This window comes from Nocardia arthritidis NBRC 100137 (genome assembly GCF_001612765.1).
GTDB classification, from domain to species: Bacteria; Actinomycetota; Actinomycetes; order Mycobacteriales; family Mycobacteriaceae; genus Nocardia; species Nocardia arthritidis.
Genome location: NZ_BDBB01000041.1, coordinates 1 through 14,425 on the forward strand (window position 1 = coordinate 1; position 14,425 = coordinate 14,425).

A 14,425-nucleotide genomic window follows, 5' to 3' on the forward strand; every position below is an offset into this window, starting at 1 on the left:
CTCCGCGCTGCGCAGCACGGGGATCTCGGTGCCCGGCAGGCCGCGCCGCGGCAGGCAATCCACCGCTGCCGACGACCGCGAACTGGCGACCTTGCGCCGCAGCCTGCGCGCGCATCCGGCCCACTCGCGGCCCGATCGCGAGCAACTGGCCCGGGTGGGTGAGCGCTACAACCGGCTGCTGCGCGAGACGGAGGCGATGCGCCAGAAGGTTGCCGCGACCACCAATTCGCTGGCGCGCACCTTCGATCGCATCCTCGGCCTGCTGGAGGAACGCGGATTCGTGCAGGAGAGCGAGGTGACTCCGGACGGACGCAGGCTGGCTCGCCTCTACGCCGAAAGCGACCTGCTGGTCGCCGAATGCCTCAGGAAGGGGCTGTGGCGCGGCCTCGGCCCGGCCGAACTGGCCGGCGTGGTGTCGGTCCTGGTGTACGAATCCCGCCAGGAGGGTGGCTATCTCGGCGCGAGCGGTCCGACGGCGCCGATCCGGCGGGCGGTCGGCGCGACCATCGGCGTCTGGTCCGAGCTGCGATCCGACGAAGCACGGCACAAACTGCCGCCGACCAGGGAGCCCGATCTGGGTTTCGTCGACGGCGTCTACAAATGGGCGCGAGGCGATGGATTGGCCGAGTCGTTGCTCGCCAGCGGTGACCAGGGCGCCCCGCTGTCGGCCGGTGATTTCGTGCGCTGGTGCAGGCAGGTGATCGATCTGCTCGACCAGATCCACGGCACCGCCGACGATCCCGAGGTCGCGGCCACCGCGGCCAAGGCGGTGCGGGCGATCCGCCGGGGCGTCGTGGCGGTGGACGCCGCCTGAGCGGCGTGGGTGACGGGCGCGCGGCGGCGGCAATAACAACACGGCGGATTCGATTGTGATTTGATTTCTTTCGCGTACCGACCGTGGCGGAATAGTCGTGTCATGCGACGAGGCCCACGCGGGGGGCTACCGTGTGTACAACGATGCGAGTGGAGGCAAGCAGATGAGCGGCCCGTACGGACCGAACGACCCCGGGGAGGGACGCAACGATCCCACCCAGCAGTGGAGTGGGCAGCAGGCGCCGGGCGGAGCCGGTCCCACGCAGCAGTGGAGTGGTCAGCCGCAGACCCCGGCCTCCGCCCAGCCGACCCAGCACTGGGGTGAGCAGCAACCGCAGCAGCAGTGGGGCCAGCCGCAGCAGCAACAGTGGGGCCAGCAACCGCAGCAGCCGCAGTGGGGTCAGCAGCCCGCCCAGGGCCAGCCGCAGTGGGGCCAGCCGCAGCAGGACTGGGGCCAGCAACCGCAGCAGCAGTGGGGGCAGGCGCAGCAGCCTCAGCCGCAGTGGGGCGCTCCCGGCCAGCAGCCGCCGCAGGGCGGCAAGGGCAAAGGCCTGATCATCGGTCTGTCGCTGCTCGGTGTCGCGGTGGTCGGCGCGATTGTCGCACTCGTGCTCGTGCTGACCGCCAAGGACCAACTGGATCAGGCCGCGGTGCAGGACGGCGTGAAGAAGGTGCTGTCGGACTCCTACGGCATTCAGGACATCAGCGACGTCTCTTGCCCGTCCGGACAGGAAGTCAAGGTCGACGCCACCTTCGAATGCAGCGTGAAGGTCAGCGGCGAGGCCAAGAAGGTGAACATCAAGATCACCAAGGACGACGGCACCTATGAGGTCGGTCGCCCCAGCTAAGGTGCCGGTTTTCAGCGCCCGCGGCTCGGGGTGTTCGCGGCCCCCTGTGGCGCACATCCGAGTGACCGTCGCTTGCTCCATCGTTGAGTACGCGGCGGCCACTCGAACGCGATCCGGGCTGTGTTGGGTTTTCCAGCGCCTGCGGCGCCGGGTTCAGGCAGGGCGGGCGGCGAGTGCGGTGATCAAGCGCGTGACCGGGCTCTCGGCGTTGTAGGCGGTGGCCAAGGCGCGCAGGCGGTCCGGATCGGCCGGTTCGGTGGGGAGGATATCGCTGCGGGACAGGGCGACCTCGGCGTCGCAGACCACTCGCACCACCGGCGCGGCGGCCTTCAGGTAGTTCTCGGCGGCGCGCAGCCGGGCGCGCACGCTCTGGGCCAGGTCGGCTTCCGGGTCCTCGATGGCCGCGACCAGTGCTTCCAGGGAACCGAAACGGGAGATCAGCGTGGAGGCGGATTTCTCGCCGATGCCCGCGACCCCCGGCAGGCCGTCGGAGGCGTCGCCGCGCAGCGTGGCCATGTCGGCATAGGCCGGGCCCGCGTTCCGCAGCGGTACGCCGTACTTCGCCGATACCTCGGCCGGGCCGAAGAGTTCCGCCTTGGCCAGCCCCCGTCCGGCGTAGAGCACCCGCACTCGGGGCGTCGGCTCGTCTCGTACCAGTTGCAGCAGGTCGCGGTCGCCGCTGACCACGATCACCTCGTCGGTGCGCTCCCGGGTGGCCAAGGTGCCCAGCACGTCATCCGCCTCCAGGCCCTCCACGCCGCCGGTCGCGATGCCCGCCGCGGCGAGCACCTCCAGGATCATGTCCACCTGCGGGGTGAGCGTGTCCGGAACGGTTTCGGCGCCGGGGGCGGCCTCCGGTGAGGTATCCAACCGGTGTGCCTTGTAGGACGGCACCAGCTCGACCCGGTACGCCGGGCGCCAGTCCAGATCCAGGCACACCACCAGCCGGCTCGGCGCGAACTTGGTGATCAGCGACGCCACCATGTCGGTGAAACCGCGCAACGCGTTCACCGATCGTCCGTCGGGCGCGGTGATCTTGTCGGGGATGGCGTGGAAGGCGCGGAACCACAGACTGGCGCCATCCAACAGCAACAGGGGCCCACCGGCAGCAGAGGTCACGGGCTGAGGCTACCCGCCGGCACCGACACCGCCGGGGCGAAGTTCGGCGTTCCTCCCGCGCGGCCGGCGGGTAACGTCGGACGAATGAGCTCGCATACGGATTCGAGGTTCGCGGCGGACGTCTACGGTGCCCGGCTGGAGCGGGCGGTGGAGCTGATGCGGGCCGCCCATCTCGACGCTCTCCTGATCACCCCCGGGCCGGACCTGCGCTATCTGATCGGCTCGGCGGCCGAGTCGTTCGAGCGGCTGACCTGCCTGGTGATCCCGGCGGACGGGGCCACGCCGTCGGTCGTGATCCCGAAACTGGAGCTGGCGTCGCTGGAAGGCTCCGCGGCGGGTGAACTGGGCCTGCAAGTGCTGGACTGGGTCGACGGCACGAACCCGTACGGCTTGGTGAAGTCCGCGCTGCACGTGGGCTCCAGGGTCGCCGTGGCCGATGTGATGCCCGCGTTGCATCTGCTGCCGCTGGCCGAGTCGTTCACCGGCCTGCCGGTATCGGCCACCCCCGTGCTGCGCGAACTGCGCATGATCAAGGACCCGGCCGAGGTGGACGCCCTGCGCCGGGCGGGCGCCGCGATCGACCGGGTGCACGCGCGGATGGGGGAGTTCTTGCAGGTGGGGCGCACCGAGGCGGAGGTCGGCCGCGATATCGAGGCCGCGATCATCGCCGAGGGGCATACCGAGGCGGCGTTCGTCATCGTCGGCAGCGGTCCGCACGGCGCGGACCCCCATCACGGCGTGTCCGAACGCCGGGTCGAGGTCGGGGACGTGGTGGTAGTCGACATCGGCGGCCCGGTCGAGCCCGGCTACTACTCCGACTCCACCCGTACCTACGTCCTGGGTGAACCCGATCCGGAGGTGGCCGCCCGGTACGCCGAACTCGAAAGCGCCCAGGCGGCGGCGGTGGCGGCCGTCCGTCCCGGCGTCACCGCGGCCGCGGTGGACGCCGCGGCGCGAGACCCGTTGACCGAAGCCGGTTTCGGGCCCGCTTTCGTGCACCGCACCGGCCACGGCATCGGTCTGTCGGTGCACGAGGAGCCTTACATCGTCGCGGGCAACGACCTCGTCCTGCGGCCCGGTATGGCATTCAGCGTCGAGCCCGGCATCTACTTCCGCGGCGAGTGGGGCGCGCGCATCGAGGACATCGTGGTGGTCACCGACGAGGGCGGCGAATCCCTGAACCAGCGGCCGCACGGCCTCACGGTCCTGTGATCGACGGCTGAGGGTCCAGCCTTGCGGCGGAGGTGCTACGCGCCTGCGCCGTTCCCGTCGGCGGCCGGCGCGACGAGCGTGCTGCTGGACAGGACGCGCCGGACCTGGATGGCGATCACCGCACGCGTCGGGTTCTCCCGCGGCACGCGATAGCGGCCTGCGTACCGCTCGACCGCCTCGGCGACGTCGTCCGGGGCGTCGAGCACGGTGGCCGGGCCCTCCAAGGTGATCCACCGGATCCCGTCGACCTGACTGACCGCCGCGTATCCGGAGCGGCGCACGTTGCGCACCTTCACCGAGCCGTCGTTGGTGATCACGCGCGCGATCCCGGCGTCCTGGTCCCAGGTGAACCCCACCGCCACGACATGGGGCGTTCCGTCCGCCCGCAATGTCGTCAGCGTGGCGAGATGCCGTTCGGCGACGAACTCGAGGGCGGCGGGCGACAACTCAGCAGTACTCGTCGGCATCCCCCGACCGTAGCCTTCGGCACGCGTCGGCGCCGCACCCGCCCCGCGGCGACAGGTGAGTGATGACGGTCCGCACCCATGGCAATGAAAGACTGACCCCATGGGAACGCGTGGATTGGCCGACGGCACGGTACTGCTGCTGGGCGGTCGCAGCGAGATCGGGCTCGAAGTGGCGCGGCGGCTGGCGCCCGGGCGCGCGGTGGTTCTGGCGGCGCGGCGCAGCGGCGAGCTGGACGCGCAGCGGGCGCAGATCGTGGCGGCGGGGGCGAGTGAAGTGCACGTGGTCGAATTCGACGCCGACGACGTGGCGAGTCATCCGGCGCTGCTGGAGAAGATCGCCGCCGAGCACGGGCCGATCGGCATCGCGGTGCTCGCCTTCGGAGTGCTCGGCGATCAGCAACGCGCCGAGCGGGATCCCGCGCACGCGACGGCCATCCTGCACACCGACTTCGTCGCCCAGGCGAGTGTTCTCGCCACACTGGCGAACCTGATGCGCGCGCGAGGGGCCGGCCGGCTCGTCGTGTTCAGTTCGGTCGCGGGCGTGCGTGTCCGGCGTGCCAACTACGTCTACGGATCGGCCAAGGCGGGACTCGACGGATTCGCCTCCGGTCTCGCGGATGCCCTGCACGGCAGCGGGGTTCGGTTGCTGCTGGTCCGGCCCGGGTTCGTCATCGGGCGGATGACCGAGGGGATGTCTCCGGCGCCGTTCTCCAGTACTCCTGATCAGGTCGCCGACGCCGTGGTCGCGGGTTTGCGCCGCGGTGCGAGCCGGGTCTGGGTTCCGCGGATCCTGCAACCGGTGTTCTTCGCGATGCGTCTGCTGCCGCAACCGATCTGGCGTCGGATGCCGCGGTGAGCGCCACGCCCGCATCGTGGACCGGTGCGCCGATCGCGGTCGTGGGCATCGGCGCCGACGGCTGGGACGGTCTCGGTCGTGCCGCGCGGGAGGCGGTCGGCGCCGCCGAGTTCCTGTTCGGTTCCGCGCGCCAGCTCGCGCTCGTGCCGCCCACCGTGGCGGCGCAGCGGATGGCCTGGCCGTCGCCCTTGCTACCCGCGCTGCCCGGCCTGTTCGACCGGCATTCCGGCGCGCGATTGTGCGTCCTGGCCAGCGGCGATCCCATGTTCTACGGGATCGGCGTCACCTTGGCCCGACTGCTGGGCCCGCAGGCGCTCCGGGTGCTGCCCCAGCCCTCTTCGGCGTCTCTGGCCTGCGCCAGGCTGGGGTGGTCGCTGGCCGAAACGCCGGTGGTCAGCGTGGTCGGGCGTCCGCTGGCGACGGTGCTGCCCGAGTTGGCTGACCGCAGGCGGCTGCTGGTGCTCAGCGCCGACGAGCACACGCCGCAAGCCTTGGCACAGCTGCTGGGCCGGCACGGTTTCGGTGGTTCCGAGCTGACGGTCCTCGAGCAACTGGGCGGTTCCGCCGAACGGCACCGCGCCGGAATCGCCGAGCAGTGGGAACATCCGCCCGGCGACCCGTTGAACATTATGGCGATCACCTGCGCATCCGACCCGGACCAGCCGCGTGCCACGCGCCTGCCCGGGCTGCCGGACGAATTGTTCGGGGGCGACGGGCAGCTCACCAAGCACGAGATCCGTGCGCTGACACTGGCGGCGCTGGCGCCGGCCCCTGGCGAACTGCTGTGGGATGTGGGCGGCGGTTCGGGCAGTATCGCCATCGAATGGTGCCGGGCGCATCCCGGCAACCGGGCCGTCGCGTTCGAACGGCTCGAGCGCAGGCGGCGGCAGATCTCCGGCAACGCGGAGGCTCTGGGCGTGCCGCACATCCTGGTGCGTGGCGAGGTGTGTGCCGAACTCGCCGCCGACAGCGAAATCATCGCTCCCGACGCGATTTTCGTGGGTGGGGGCCTTACCCAGGATGGCCTGCTCGAGACATGCTGGGTGCAGTTGCGTCAGGGCGGCAGGCTCGTCGCGAACGCGGTGACCGCCGAATCGGAATCGCTGCTGCTCAGCTGGTCGAGTGCCCAGGGCGGCGTCTTGCGGAAGTTCCAGATCTATCGCGGGGAGCCCCTGGGGGCTTTCACCGCTTGGCGCCCGCAGCTTCCCGTCACGCAGTGGTCGGTGGTGAAAACCGCGACGGCGTTCCCCGCAGAGGGGTGAACACGTTACCGGTCACGCGGTAGGGTCGGTGCCGAGTTCCGGTCATGACCGGAAATCCGATTCCTGTTGGGGAGATAGATGAGATACAAGAAGTTCGCCGCTACCGCATTGCTGGCGGTCGCCGCCACCGGAGTCACCGCCGGTACCTCCTACGCCGCTCCCACGCCGCCTGCGGCGCAGGACCAGTCCGCGGCCGCGCCCACCGTCACGGGCACCGACCAGGGCGTCGGCTACGCTTTGCAGCTCGCCGACGCGGGTAAGTCGGTCGTCACCAGTGTGACCGGTGGCGCGTTCAGCGTCGACACCGACAACCGGTCGGTCACCCTGAAGAACTCCGCGGGCGAGACCGTGACCAGCATTCCGCTCACCGCGACGGCCAAGGGCCAAGAGGTGAACATCGCGGCGGCCGTCGCCGACGACGGCAGGCAGCTGACGCTGACGCCGCAGGTCGCGCCGACCGCGAACGCGCCGGTCGCCGCCGAGTTCATCGGCGCGCAGGAGTGGTTCTTCGCCGAGCTGCAGCGCGCCTCGCTCGGCGCTCTGGTCGGCGGCCTGATCGGCGCCGCCATCGGCATCGTCTTCTTCGGTGTCGGCATCCTGCCGGGCGCGGTGCTCGGCGCGCTGATCGGTCTGGCCGTCGCGGGCGGGCCGTCGTTGCTGAACGCGGGTATCGCCTACTTCAGCGGCCAGCCCTGAGAGTTCTGATTCTGGGCGGCACCCGGGAAGCGCGGGAGCTGGCCCATATCGCTTCCGGCGAGCGAGGATTCGACATCGTCTCCTCGCTCGCCGGTCGTGTGCGCGCACCTTTGCTACCGGAGGGCGCGGTCCGCGTCGGCGGTTTCGGCGGCGCCGACGGACTGCGCACCTGGCTCGCGGCCGACGAGACGGCCGCGATCGTCGACGCCACCCATCCGTTCGCGGCGGCCATCAGCGCCAACGCGGCGGCGGCCGCGCGTGCTTCCGATGTGCCGCTGGTGCACCTGAGGCGGCCCGGATGGGTGGAGCGGCCGGGGGACCGGTGGGTGCGGGTACCCGATCTCCCCGCCGCGGCGAGGGAAGCGGCCGCTCTCGGCGAGCGAGTCTTCCTGACCATCGGCAGGCAAGGCGTCGACGCGTTCGCGGGATCGGTCCGGCAATGGTTCCTGATCCGCGCCATCGACCCGCCCGAAGGGGCGCTGCCGCCGCGGCACGAAGTGCTCCTCGCCCGTGGGCCCTTCGCGGTGGAAGACGAATCGCGGCTGCTCGCCGAGCATCGGATCGACGTGCTCGTCACCAAGGACAGCGGTGGCGAGCAGACCGAAGCCAAACTCGCCGCAGCCCGCGCGGCCGGAATTTCGGTCGTCGTCGTGGACCGCCCGCCGCTGCCCGAGGGCGCGCCGGTCGTGGAGTCACCCGAGCAGGCACTGAATTGGTTGCTCGACAGGCGAATTCGACGCTAGTGAGCCGGGAGCGCCGCACCGATCAGCTGTCGAGCAGCTCCGGCAGATGGTCGAACCACTCCAGCACCGCCCGCTCGTAGCGGATTCCGAAGTCCAGTGTGGCGCGGGCGAACGTGGGCTTTCCCTCCGGATCTTCGGCGAGATACCGCGTGAGCCGCGCCTGATGGATCTCGCGGTTGGCCGCGACGATGCCGTCGAGCCGGCCGCGATCGAGATGCTCACCGAAGGAGAGCGTCAGCAGCAACGGCACCCGAATGGTCTCTCCGCCGGGATCGCGGGCGACCCATTCCAGGAACGCTTCGCGCCCCGCGTCGGTGATGCGATAGGGCGTGCGTTCCCTGGCTCCGGTCTCGCCCTTCTCGACGAGTCCCGCCGCGTCCATCGTGGCGAGTTCCCGGTAGACCTGGCTCTGCGTGATCGTCCAGAAGTCGCCGATCCGGTCCTGGGCCTGGGTCACCAGATCCCATCCCGACATGGGCCCTTCGTGTAGAAATCCGAGCAACGACGCCGCCGTCGAGTTCAGTGGTTTGCGCTTGGTCGCGGTGTTGGTCAACGACTGCTCCCTTCGCTCTCAACATTCCATAGTGGAATGTTACCGGAACGGGGCGGGTCAGGCGTCGCCGGTCAACTTGTCGAGCCGGGCGAGCACCTGCGCCATGCCCTGCTCCAGTCGCGCCTGTCCCTGTTCGAGCTGCGCCTGGCCGCGGGCCAGCGCGGTCTGGCCCTGTTCCAGCCGGATCTGTCCTTGTTCGAGCACAGTGACCCTGCGGTTGAGTTCACCCACATTCTCGCGCAGCTTCCCGACATCCCGGCGAAGCTCGCCGACGGCTTCCCCGACGGTCTCCGCGCGCCGGTCGATCCGGCCGATGCCGTCGAGCGCCTTCCTGGTCAGCGCCGCGAGTTCGTGGAGGACCTCGCCCTGCTCGTCGAGCGCTTGTTCGCTCGCGGTGGCCCTGGCCTCCAAGGCGCGAGCGCGCAGCGTCAGCTCCGGCAGTGTCGCGGCCAAGGTCCCTCCGATCGTCGGTGCGTCAGGCGATCTTACGCGCCGTCGACGGCCGCGTCGTGCGCGCGATCGTAACGGCGGGAGGTGTAGACCCGTATGCCCGCGTCGGTCTCGCGCGCCGTGGTGGTGGACGCGCCGATGATCAGCAGCGTACGCATGTCCACCTCGTCGGGGTCGAGGTCGCCGAGCGAGACCACCCGGACGGATTCGGTGGGTCCGCCCACGTCGCGCCCGACGACGACGGGCGTGTCCGGCTTGCGATGCTCCAGTAGCAGGTCCCGCATCGCGCCCACTTGCCAGGTGCGCTGCGAGGACGCCGGGTTGTAGACCGCGATCGCCATGTCGGCCGCCGCGACAGCGGAAAGCCGCCGCGCCACGACCTCCCACGGCTTGAGCCGGTCGGAGAGCGAGATCATCGCGTAGTCGTGGCCGAGCGGCGCGCCCACCCGGCTGGCCACCGCGTTGGCCGCGGTGAGGCCGGGCAGCACCCGGACCGGCACCCCGCTCCACTGCGGATCGCCGGATTCCTCCAGCACCGCCGCCGCCATCGCGAACACGCCGGGATCTCCCGAGGAGACGACCGCGACCCGCGCGCCGCGCTTGGCCAGATCCAGGGCCATGGCCGCGCGCTCGGACTCGACCCGGTTGTCGCTGGCATGCCGGCGCTGCCCCGGGCGTTCGGGGACCCGGTTCAAGTAGGTGGTGTAGCCGACCAGATCGGTGGCGTCCGCCAACGCCGCGCGCACTTCGTCGGTGGTCCACTCCGGCGCGCCGGGACCGAGTCCCACCACCACGACCTCACCGACGCGTTCGGTCGTCTCCGCGGCGGCGACCCGCTGAGCCCCGGCCGTCTCCGCTTCGAGGCGCGGCAGCGGCGTGGTCGGTTCGGGGCCCGGCACGAGGGCGATGGCGAAGTAGGGCACCTCCGCGTCGTCGACCGCGCCCGCGTGCAGCACGCGCTGCTGGGTGGTGCTCGCGCGCTCGACGTAGTACGCGCCGGCGAGCCGTCCGGAATCCGAAAGCGCCCGGCGCACACCGGGGTAGGTGCGTCCCAGCTTCATGATCGCGGCCGCGTCGGTCGTGCGCAGCCGCCGGGTGAGCTCGTCGACCGGCATGGTGCCGGGCAGCACGGTGAGCACCTGCTCGCCCTCGACCAGCGGGGTTCCCAGCGCTGCCGACGCCGCGCTCACGGAGGTGATGCCGGGGATGATCTCGGCGTCGAACCGGTCGGCCAGCCGCCGGTGCATGTGCATGTACGAGCTGTAGAACAGCGGATCGCCCGCGGCGAGCAGCGCGACCGACCGGCCCGCGGCGAGGTGCCCGGCCAGCCGCTCGGCGGCCTGTTCGTAGAACTCGTCGATCGCGCCCTGGTAACCGCCGGGATGATCGGTGGTCTCGGTGGTCACCGGGTAGACGAGATGCTCCTCCAGTTGGCCGGGGCGCATGTACGGCGCCGCGATGCGGCGGGAGATGCTGCGGCCGTGGCGCGCGCTGTGGAACGCGACGACGTCGGCCGCGCCGATCACGTTGGCCGCTTTGACCGTCACCAACTCGGGGTCGCCCGGTCCGAGCCCGACGCCCCACAGCTTGCCCGGAGTGCTCATTCCTGTTCGCTCGCGATCGCGTTCAACGCGGAAGCGGTGATGGCGCTGCCGCCGCGCCTGCCGCGCACCGTGAGGTATTCGACGCCGCCGAAATCGATCAGCGCGTCTTTGGATTCGGCCGCGCCGATGAATCCGACCGGGATGCCGAGCACGGCGGCGGGCCGGGGCGCTCCCGCGTCGAGCAGGTCGAGCAGATGGAACAGCGCCGTCGGCGCGTTGCCGATCGCGACGACGGCGCCGTCGAGACGGTCGCGCCACAGGTCGAGCGCCGCGGCGGAGCGGGTTGTGCCTTTGGCCGCGGCCAACTCCGGCACGCGCGGATCGGAGAGGGTGCATACGACTTCGTTGCCCGCGGGCAGTCGTTTCCTGGTCACGCCCGAGGCGACCATGGTCGCGTCACAGAGAATCGGCGCACCCGCGCGCAGCGCCGCCCGGGCCGAGGCGACCACACCGGGGGAGTGGGCGATATCCGCGGCGAGATCCACCTGACCGCAGCCGTGGATCATCCGTACGACCACCTGTGCCACATCCGGCGGGAAACCGCTGAGATCGGCCTCGGCGCGGATCGTCGCGAACGAGCGACGGTAGATCTCGGCCCCGTCGGTCAGGTAGCTGGCACGTACGTCGGACATGCGGTCCACCCTATGGGTGCGGGTCCGGACAGATCGGTCCGGGTCGGAGGCTACGCATTCCGGGCCTGCCACCGGCTACCGGCGCGCGGGCGCGGCCGGATCAGGTGCGCGGGCGCTCCAGAATCCGGGACATGACGATGGCGCTGCGGGTACGCCCGACCCGAGCGTTCTCCCGGATCCGTTCCACGGTCACCTCGATCTCGGCCATGTCGGTGGCCATCACGTGTACCAGCGCGTCGGCCTCGCCGGCGATCGTCCACACACCGACCACCTGCGGGATCGGTTCCAGACTGCGTTTGAGTTCGGCCGGGGAGATGTTGTCGCGGTAGTACACCTCGACGTACGCCTCGGTCTTCCAGCCCAGCGCCGCGGGATTGACCAGCGCGGTGAACCCGGTGATCTGCTTGGCCGCGACCAGCCGGTCGACCCGACGTTTCACCGCGGGTGCGGACAATCCGACCGCGCCACCGATCTCCTGGAACGAAGCGCGGGCGTTCTTCAACAGTTGCGCGAGAATCCGCCGATCGAGGTCGTCCACATCACACCTTCTCGCTATGGAAGCAATGATTCGCTGTTTTCGGGCCGATATTCGCAACGAATCGTCATTTCTGGCGCAATGCTAGGCCCCCTACCGTCGAATCAGCCGAAAACCCACGCTCATACCGGGAGTTCCGTTGACCTCTGTAGCCACCCTCCCTGTCGAGTCCGCCGCCCGCCGTTCGTCGCCGCGCCGGTTCGTGATGTGCCGTCCCGATCACTTCGAGGTCGCCTACGCCATCAATCCCTGGATGAATCCCGCCGAGCCCGTCGACCGCGCGCTGGCCCTCGCGCAGTGGGAGACGTTGCGTGCCACCTACGCCGAACACGGACACACCGTGGAGGTGGTGCCCGGCATCGCGGGCCTGCCCGACATGGTGTTCGCCGCCAACGGCGGACTGATCGTCGGCGACCGCGCCATGTCGGCCCGCTTCACCCACCCGGAGCGCGCCGCGGAAGGCCCGGCCTACCACGCCTGGTTCGCCGGATACGGCTTGCCGAATCTGGTGGCCGCCGCCGAATGCAACGAAGGCGAAGGCGACTTCCTCCTGGTCGGCGACCGGCTGTTGGCCGGAACGGGCTTCCGCAGCTCGCTCGCCGCGCACGAGGAGGTGTCGCGCCACTTCGGGCTGCCCGTGGTGTCGCTGGAACTGGTCGATCCGCGCTTCTACCACCTGGACACGGTGCTGCTTGCGCTGGACGCCGAAACCATCGCCTATTACCCGCCCGCCTTCAGCCCGGCGGCGCGCGCGGTGCTGGCCGCGCTCTATCCCGACGCGATCGTGGCCACCGACGCGGACGCCGCGGTGCTCGGGTTGAACGGAGTCTGCGACGGTTTCCACGTCTTCCTCAGCAGCGCGGCCACCGACCTGAGCGCAGCCCTGCGCGCCCGTGGCTACCATCCGGTGGGGATCGAGATGTCCGAGTTGCTGAAGGCCGGTGGCTCGGTCAAGTGCTGCACGCTGGAGATCCACGACAGGTGACCGGCCGGCGCCGCCGGAGGGTCAATCGACGCGATAACCCTCGTCGGTCGCGACGATGTCGGTGACCTCACCCTGCGGGCGGCCGCAGCGGCGGTCGCACCCCGACCAGTGCTGACGCCCGGCCACGGTGACGTCGGTCGCGGATATCGTCCGCGGGCCGTGGACCGGGTCGGCTGCCCCGGGCAGCACCCGTCCGGTGTCGACCGCGCCGGCCGCATCGGCCCGGACGTCGGTATGCGACTTCGCGCAGCCGGGCTGTCCGGCGCAGGCGCTGACCAGTAACCATGGCGAGTCGGCGTCGAAGATCAAACCCATCGGCGCCAGGACGCGCACCACCTGTTCGGCAGCCCACTCCGCCAGGTCGGTGATCACCAGGCTGCGCCACGGCGTGACGAAGATCGGTCGCTCCACCGCGGCGAGGAACTCGGCGGTGCGGGCGGGCAGCGAGCCGAGGCGCACGCCCGCGCCGAGCCCCACCGATCCGTTGTCCTGCTCCAGCCATCCGATCGGTACGCGATGTCCGGTGGAGAATTCGAGTCTTTCGGCGCTCGGGGACAAGCCGAGGCGATCGACGACGCGTTCGGCGCCGTGTTCGATCTCGTGCAGCCGCCAGCGGCCCGCGTCGTCGCCGCGCAGGTCCAGGAACGCGTGCGCGGCGGCGAGCGCGACGTCCACCGCGTCGGCGGCGCGGAGCCGCAGGCCGCTGTCGCCGCCTGCCAGCAGCAGGGCGAACTCGTCGGTCCCGGTCGCGTGTACCCCGATGTCGGGGCCGAGCCCACTGACATCTCCGCGTCCGTCGTCGAGGGTGAACAGGACCCGGCCGGGCAGGCCGGCCAGCCGCGGCGAGGCGAGCAGGCCGGTGTCCAGCGCAGGAACCAGGGGGTGCACGTCCGCGAGGCCGCCGATCCGGCCGGACAGCGGCGAGGCGATGATGTTGCGCACCCGTTCGTGCGTGGTGCTCGGCAGAAGGCCCGCGGCCGCGAGCCGGTTGGTCAGCGTCCCGGCGTCGCGCACCCGGCGTAATTGGACGTTGCCCCGGGAGGTGAGTTCGATGTTCCCGTCCGCCAGGTCGAGCGCGGCCTCGGCCAGCGCCTGCACCTGGGCGGGATCCAGGCGACCGCCGGGCACGCGGATTCGTGCCAGCGGCCCGTCGGCGGCCTCGTGCAGCCGCAGCACGCCCGGGCAGGAGTCAGGAGCGCGTCGTGTCATAGCGCATCCAGCCTACGGACGCGCGAGCCCGGCACAGCGAACGGCCGCTCACCCGCCGATCGAACGCACCCAGTCGATGACGGCGGCTCGATACTCCGCGGTGTTGCGCGCGAGGTTCACCGAGTGCCCGCTGCCGGGCAATACGTACGTGCGCAGTCGTGCCGCCGGGCCGAAGAACAGTGCTTCGGTGGCGCGCAAGGTCTCGGCAAGTCGGTCATCGGCGGGAGGGGCCGTTCGCTTCGCAAAAACGAACGGCGGCAACGGATAAGGAACAATTCGTTACGATCCGACCGGGGTGATCGGGGAGGTACGGTATGCGGCATGGAGCGAGCACCGCGAGGCGTCGATCCGAATCTGCCGAATTCCGCCCGGGTATACGACTATCTGCTGGGCGGCAAAGACAATGATCGATCCCGGTGTTGTTCCGCTGCAACAGTGGCT

General features: G+C 70.6%; 16 protein-coding genes and 1 pseudogene. 8 read left to right on the forward strand and 9 right to left on the reverse strand.

Annotated features, from left to right (window positions below; all coding sequences use genetic code 11):
* Both NA8_RS25015 and NA8_RS25020 read left to right on the forward strand, forming a co-directional pair.
* A pseudogene (locus NA8_RS25015) lies at nt 1-814 on the forward strand (DEAD/DEAH box helicase); the annotation flags it as partial.
* 163 nt (nt 815-977) lie between these two features.
* On the forward strand, nt 978-1,661 hold the full coding sequence (locus tag NA8_RS25020; RefSeq protein ID WP_063052808.1) for a DUF4333 domain-containing protein: 684 nt from the start codon (nt 978-980) through the stop codon (nt 1,659-1,661).
* A gap of 153 nt (nt 1,662-1,814) precedes the next feature.
* Here the strand turns inward: NA8_RS25020 and NA8_RS25025 are convergent, their stop codons facing one another.
* Nucleotides 1,815-2,780, reverse strand: a complete 966-nt coding sequence (locus NA8_RS25025; protein WP_063052809.1) for a 5'-3' exonuclease — start codon at nt 2,778-2,780, stop codon at nt 1,815-1,817.
* Nucleotides 2,781-2,864: 84 nt separating this feature from the next.
* Here NA8_RS25025 and NA8_RS25030 point away from each other — a divergent pair, with 84 nt between their 5' ends.
* Entirely contained in the window at nt 2,865-3,992 is a 1,128-nt protein-coding gene (locus NA8_RS25030; RefSeq protein WP_063052810.1) for a M24 family metallopeptidase, read from the forward strand.
* A gap of 35 nt (nt 3,993-4,027) precedes the next feature.
* Here the strand turns inward: NA8_RS25030 and NA8_RS25035 are convergent, their stop codons facing one another.
* Nucleotides 4,028-4,459 (reverse strand): PPOX class F420-dependent oxidoreductase, encoded by a 432-nt coding sequence (locus tag NA8_RS25035; protein ID WP_063052811.1) that lies wholly within the window; start codon nt 4,457-4,459, stop codon nt 4,028-4,030.
* A gap of 100 nt (nt 4,460-4,559) precedes the next feature.
* Between NA8_RS25035 and dprE2 the strand changes: the two genes are divergently transcribed.
* The 4 genes from dprE2 to NA8_RS25055 all read left to right on the forward strand — a co-directional run bounded on the left by dprE2 (nt 4,560) and on the right by NA8_RS25055 (nt 8,016).
* Complete coding sequence (gene dprE2, locus NA8_RS25040) at nt 4,560-5,315, forward strand: decaprenylphospho-beta-D-erythro-pentofuranosid-2-ulose 2-reductase (protein ID WP_063052812.1); 756 nt, start codon at nt 4,560-4,562, stop codon at nt 5,313-5,315.
* Entirely contained in the window at nt 5,294-6,577 is a 1,284-nt protein-coding gene (locus NA8_RS25045) for a bifunctional cobalt-precorrin-7 (C(5))-methyltransferase/cobalt-precorrin-6B (C(15))-methyltransferase (RefSeq protein ID WP_063052813.1), read from the forward strand. The genes dprE2 and NA8_RS25045 overlap by 22 nt, the downstream gene beginning before the upstream one ends.
* Nucleotides 6,578-6,655: 78 nt before the next feature.
* Nucleotides 6,656-7,273: a DUF8020 domain-containing protein gene (locus tag NA8_RS25050; protein ID WP_063052814.1), complete on the forward strand. Its 618-nt coding sequence runs from the start codon at nt 6,656-6,658 to the stop codon at nt 7,271-7,273.
* The gene (locus NA8_RS25055) at nt 7,270-8,016 is read left to right on the forward strand and encodes a cobalt-precorrin-6A reductase (RefSeq protein ID WP_063052867.1); all 747 of its coding nucleotides are present in this window, start codon (nt 7,270-7,272) and stop codon (nt 8,014-8,016) included. The genes NA8_RS25050 and NA8_RS25055 overlap by 4 nt, the downstream gene beginning before the upstream one ends.
* Nucleotides 8,017-8,038: 22 nt before the next feature.
* On the opposite strand, the gene NA8_RS25060 is transcribed toward NA8_RS25055, so the two are convergent.
* From NA8_RS25060 to NA8_RS25080, 5 genes are all read right to left on the reverse strand, one after another.
* Nucleotides 8,039-8,569 carry a PadR family transcriptional regulator gene (locus NA8_RS25060; RefSeq protein ID WP_062972836.1) on the reverse strand — a complete coding sequence of 177 codons (531 nt, stop codon included), beginning with the start codon at nt 8,567-8,569 and terminating at the stop codon, nt 8,039-8,041.
* A 57-nt stretch (nt 8,570-8,626) separates the two neighbouring features.
* On the reverse strand, nt 8,627-9,022 hold the full coding sequence (locus tag NA8_RS25065) for a hypothetical protein (protein WP_063052815.1): 396 nt from the start codon (nt 9,020-9,022) through the stop codon (nt 8,627-8,629).
* Between the two features lie 32 nt (nt 9,023-9,054).
* Nucleotides 9,055-10,623 carry a precorrin-3B C(17)-methyltransferase gene (cobJ, locus tag NA8_RS25070; RefSeq protein WP_063052816.1) on the reverse strand — a complete coding sequence of 523 codons (1,569 nt, stop codon included), beginning with the start codon at nt 10,621-10,623 and terminating at the stop codon, nt 9,055-9,057.
* The gene (locus NA8_RS25075) at nt 10,620-11,255 is read right to left on the reverse strand and encodes a precorrin-8X methylmutase (protein WP_063052868.1); all 636 of its coding nucleotides are present in this window, start codon (nt 11,253-11,255) and stop codon (nt 10,620-10,622) included. The genes cobJ and NA8_RS25075 overlap by 4 nt, the downstream gene beginning before the upstream one ends.
* 100 nt (nt 11,256-11,355) lie before the next feature.
* Nucleotides 11,356-11,793, reverse strand: a complete 438-nt coding sequence (locus NA8_RS25080; RefSeq protein ID WP_040867149.1) for an Lrp/AsnC family transcriptional regulator — start codon at nt 11,791-11,793, stop codon at nt 11,356-11,358.
* Nucleotides 11,794-11,929: 136 nt separating this feature from the next.
* On the opposite strand from NA8_RS25080, the gene ddaH reads away from it, so the two are divergent.
* Complete coding sequence (gene ddaH / locus NA8_RS25085; protein ID WP_245663998.1) at nt 11,930-12,775, forward strand: dimethylargininase; 846 nt, start codon at nt 11,930-11,932, stop codon at nt 12,773-12,775.
* Nucleotides 12,776-12,796: 21 nt separating this feature from the next.
* Here ddaH and cobG read toward each other — a convergent pair whose 3' ends face one another.
* Both cobG and NA8_RS33125 read right to left on the reverse strand, forming a co-directional pair.
* Nucleotides 12,797-13,984 (reverse strand): precorrin-3B synthase, encoded by a 1,188-nt coding sequence (gene cobG / locus NA8_RS25090; protein WP_063052818.1) that lies wholly within the window; start codon nt 13,982-13,984, stop codon nt 12,797-12,799.
* Nucleotides 13,985-14,032: 48 nt separating this feature from the next.
* A complete protein-coding gene (locus NA8_RS33125; protein WP_174550135.1) occupies nt 14,033-14,182 on the reverse strand; it encodes a hypothetical protein in 150 nt (49 codons plus the stop codon).
* Nucleotides 14,183-14,425 lie beyond the last annotated feature (243 nt).

What these genes read in the sequence shown, in the direction of transcription:
- NA8_RS25020 (WP_063052808.1), top strand. Translation starts at nt 978, where the DNA reads ATGAGCGGCCCGTACGGACCGAACGACCCCGGGGAGGGACGCAACGAT.
- NA8_RS25030 (WP_063052810.1), top strand. Translation starts at nt 2,865, where the DNA reads ATGAGCTCGCATACGGATTCGAGGTTCGCGGCGGACGTCTACGGTGCC.
- NA8_RS25035 (WP_063052811.1), bottom strand. Translation starts at nt 4,459, where the DNA reads ATGCCGACGAGTACTGCTGAGTTGTCGCCCGCCGCCCTCGAGTTCGTC.
- dprE2 (WP_063052812.1), top strand. Translation starts at nt 4,560, where the DNA reads ATGGGAACGCGTGGATTGGCCGACGGCACGGTACTGCTGCTGGGCGGT.
- NA8_RS25050 (WP_063052814.1), top strand. Translation starts at nt 6,656, where the DNA reads ATGAGATACAAGAAGTTCGCCGCTACCGCATTGCTGGCGGTCGCCGCC.
- cobJ (WP_063052816.1), bottom strand. Translation starts at nt 10,623, where the DNA reads ATGAGCACTCCGGGCAAGCTGTGGGGCGTCGGGCTCGGACCGGGCGAC.
- NA8_RS25075 (WP_063052868.1), bottom strand. Translation starts at nt 11,255, where the DNA reads ATGTCCGACGTACGTGCCAGCTACCTGACCGACGGGGCCGAGATCTAC.
- cobG (WP_063052818.1), bottom strand. Translation starts at nt 13,984, where the DNA reads ATGACACGACGCGCTCCTGACTCCTGCCCGGGCGTGCTGCGGCTGCAC.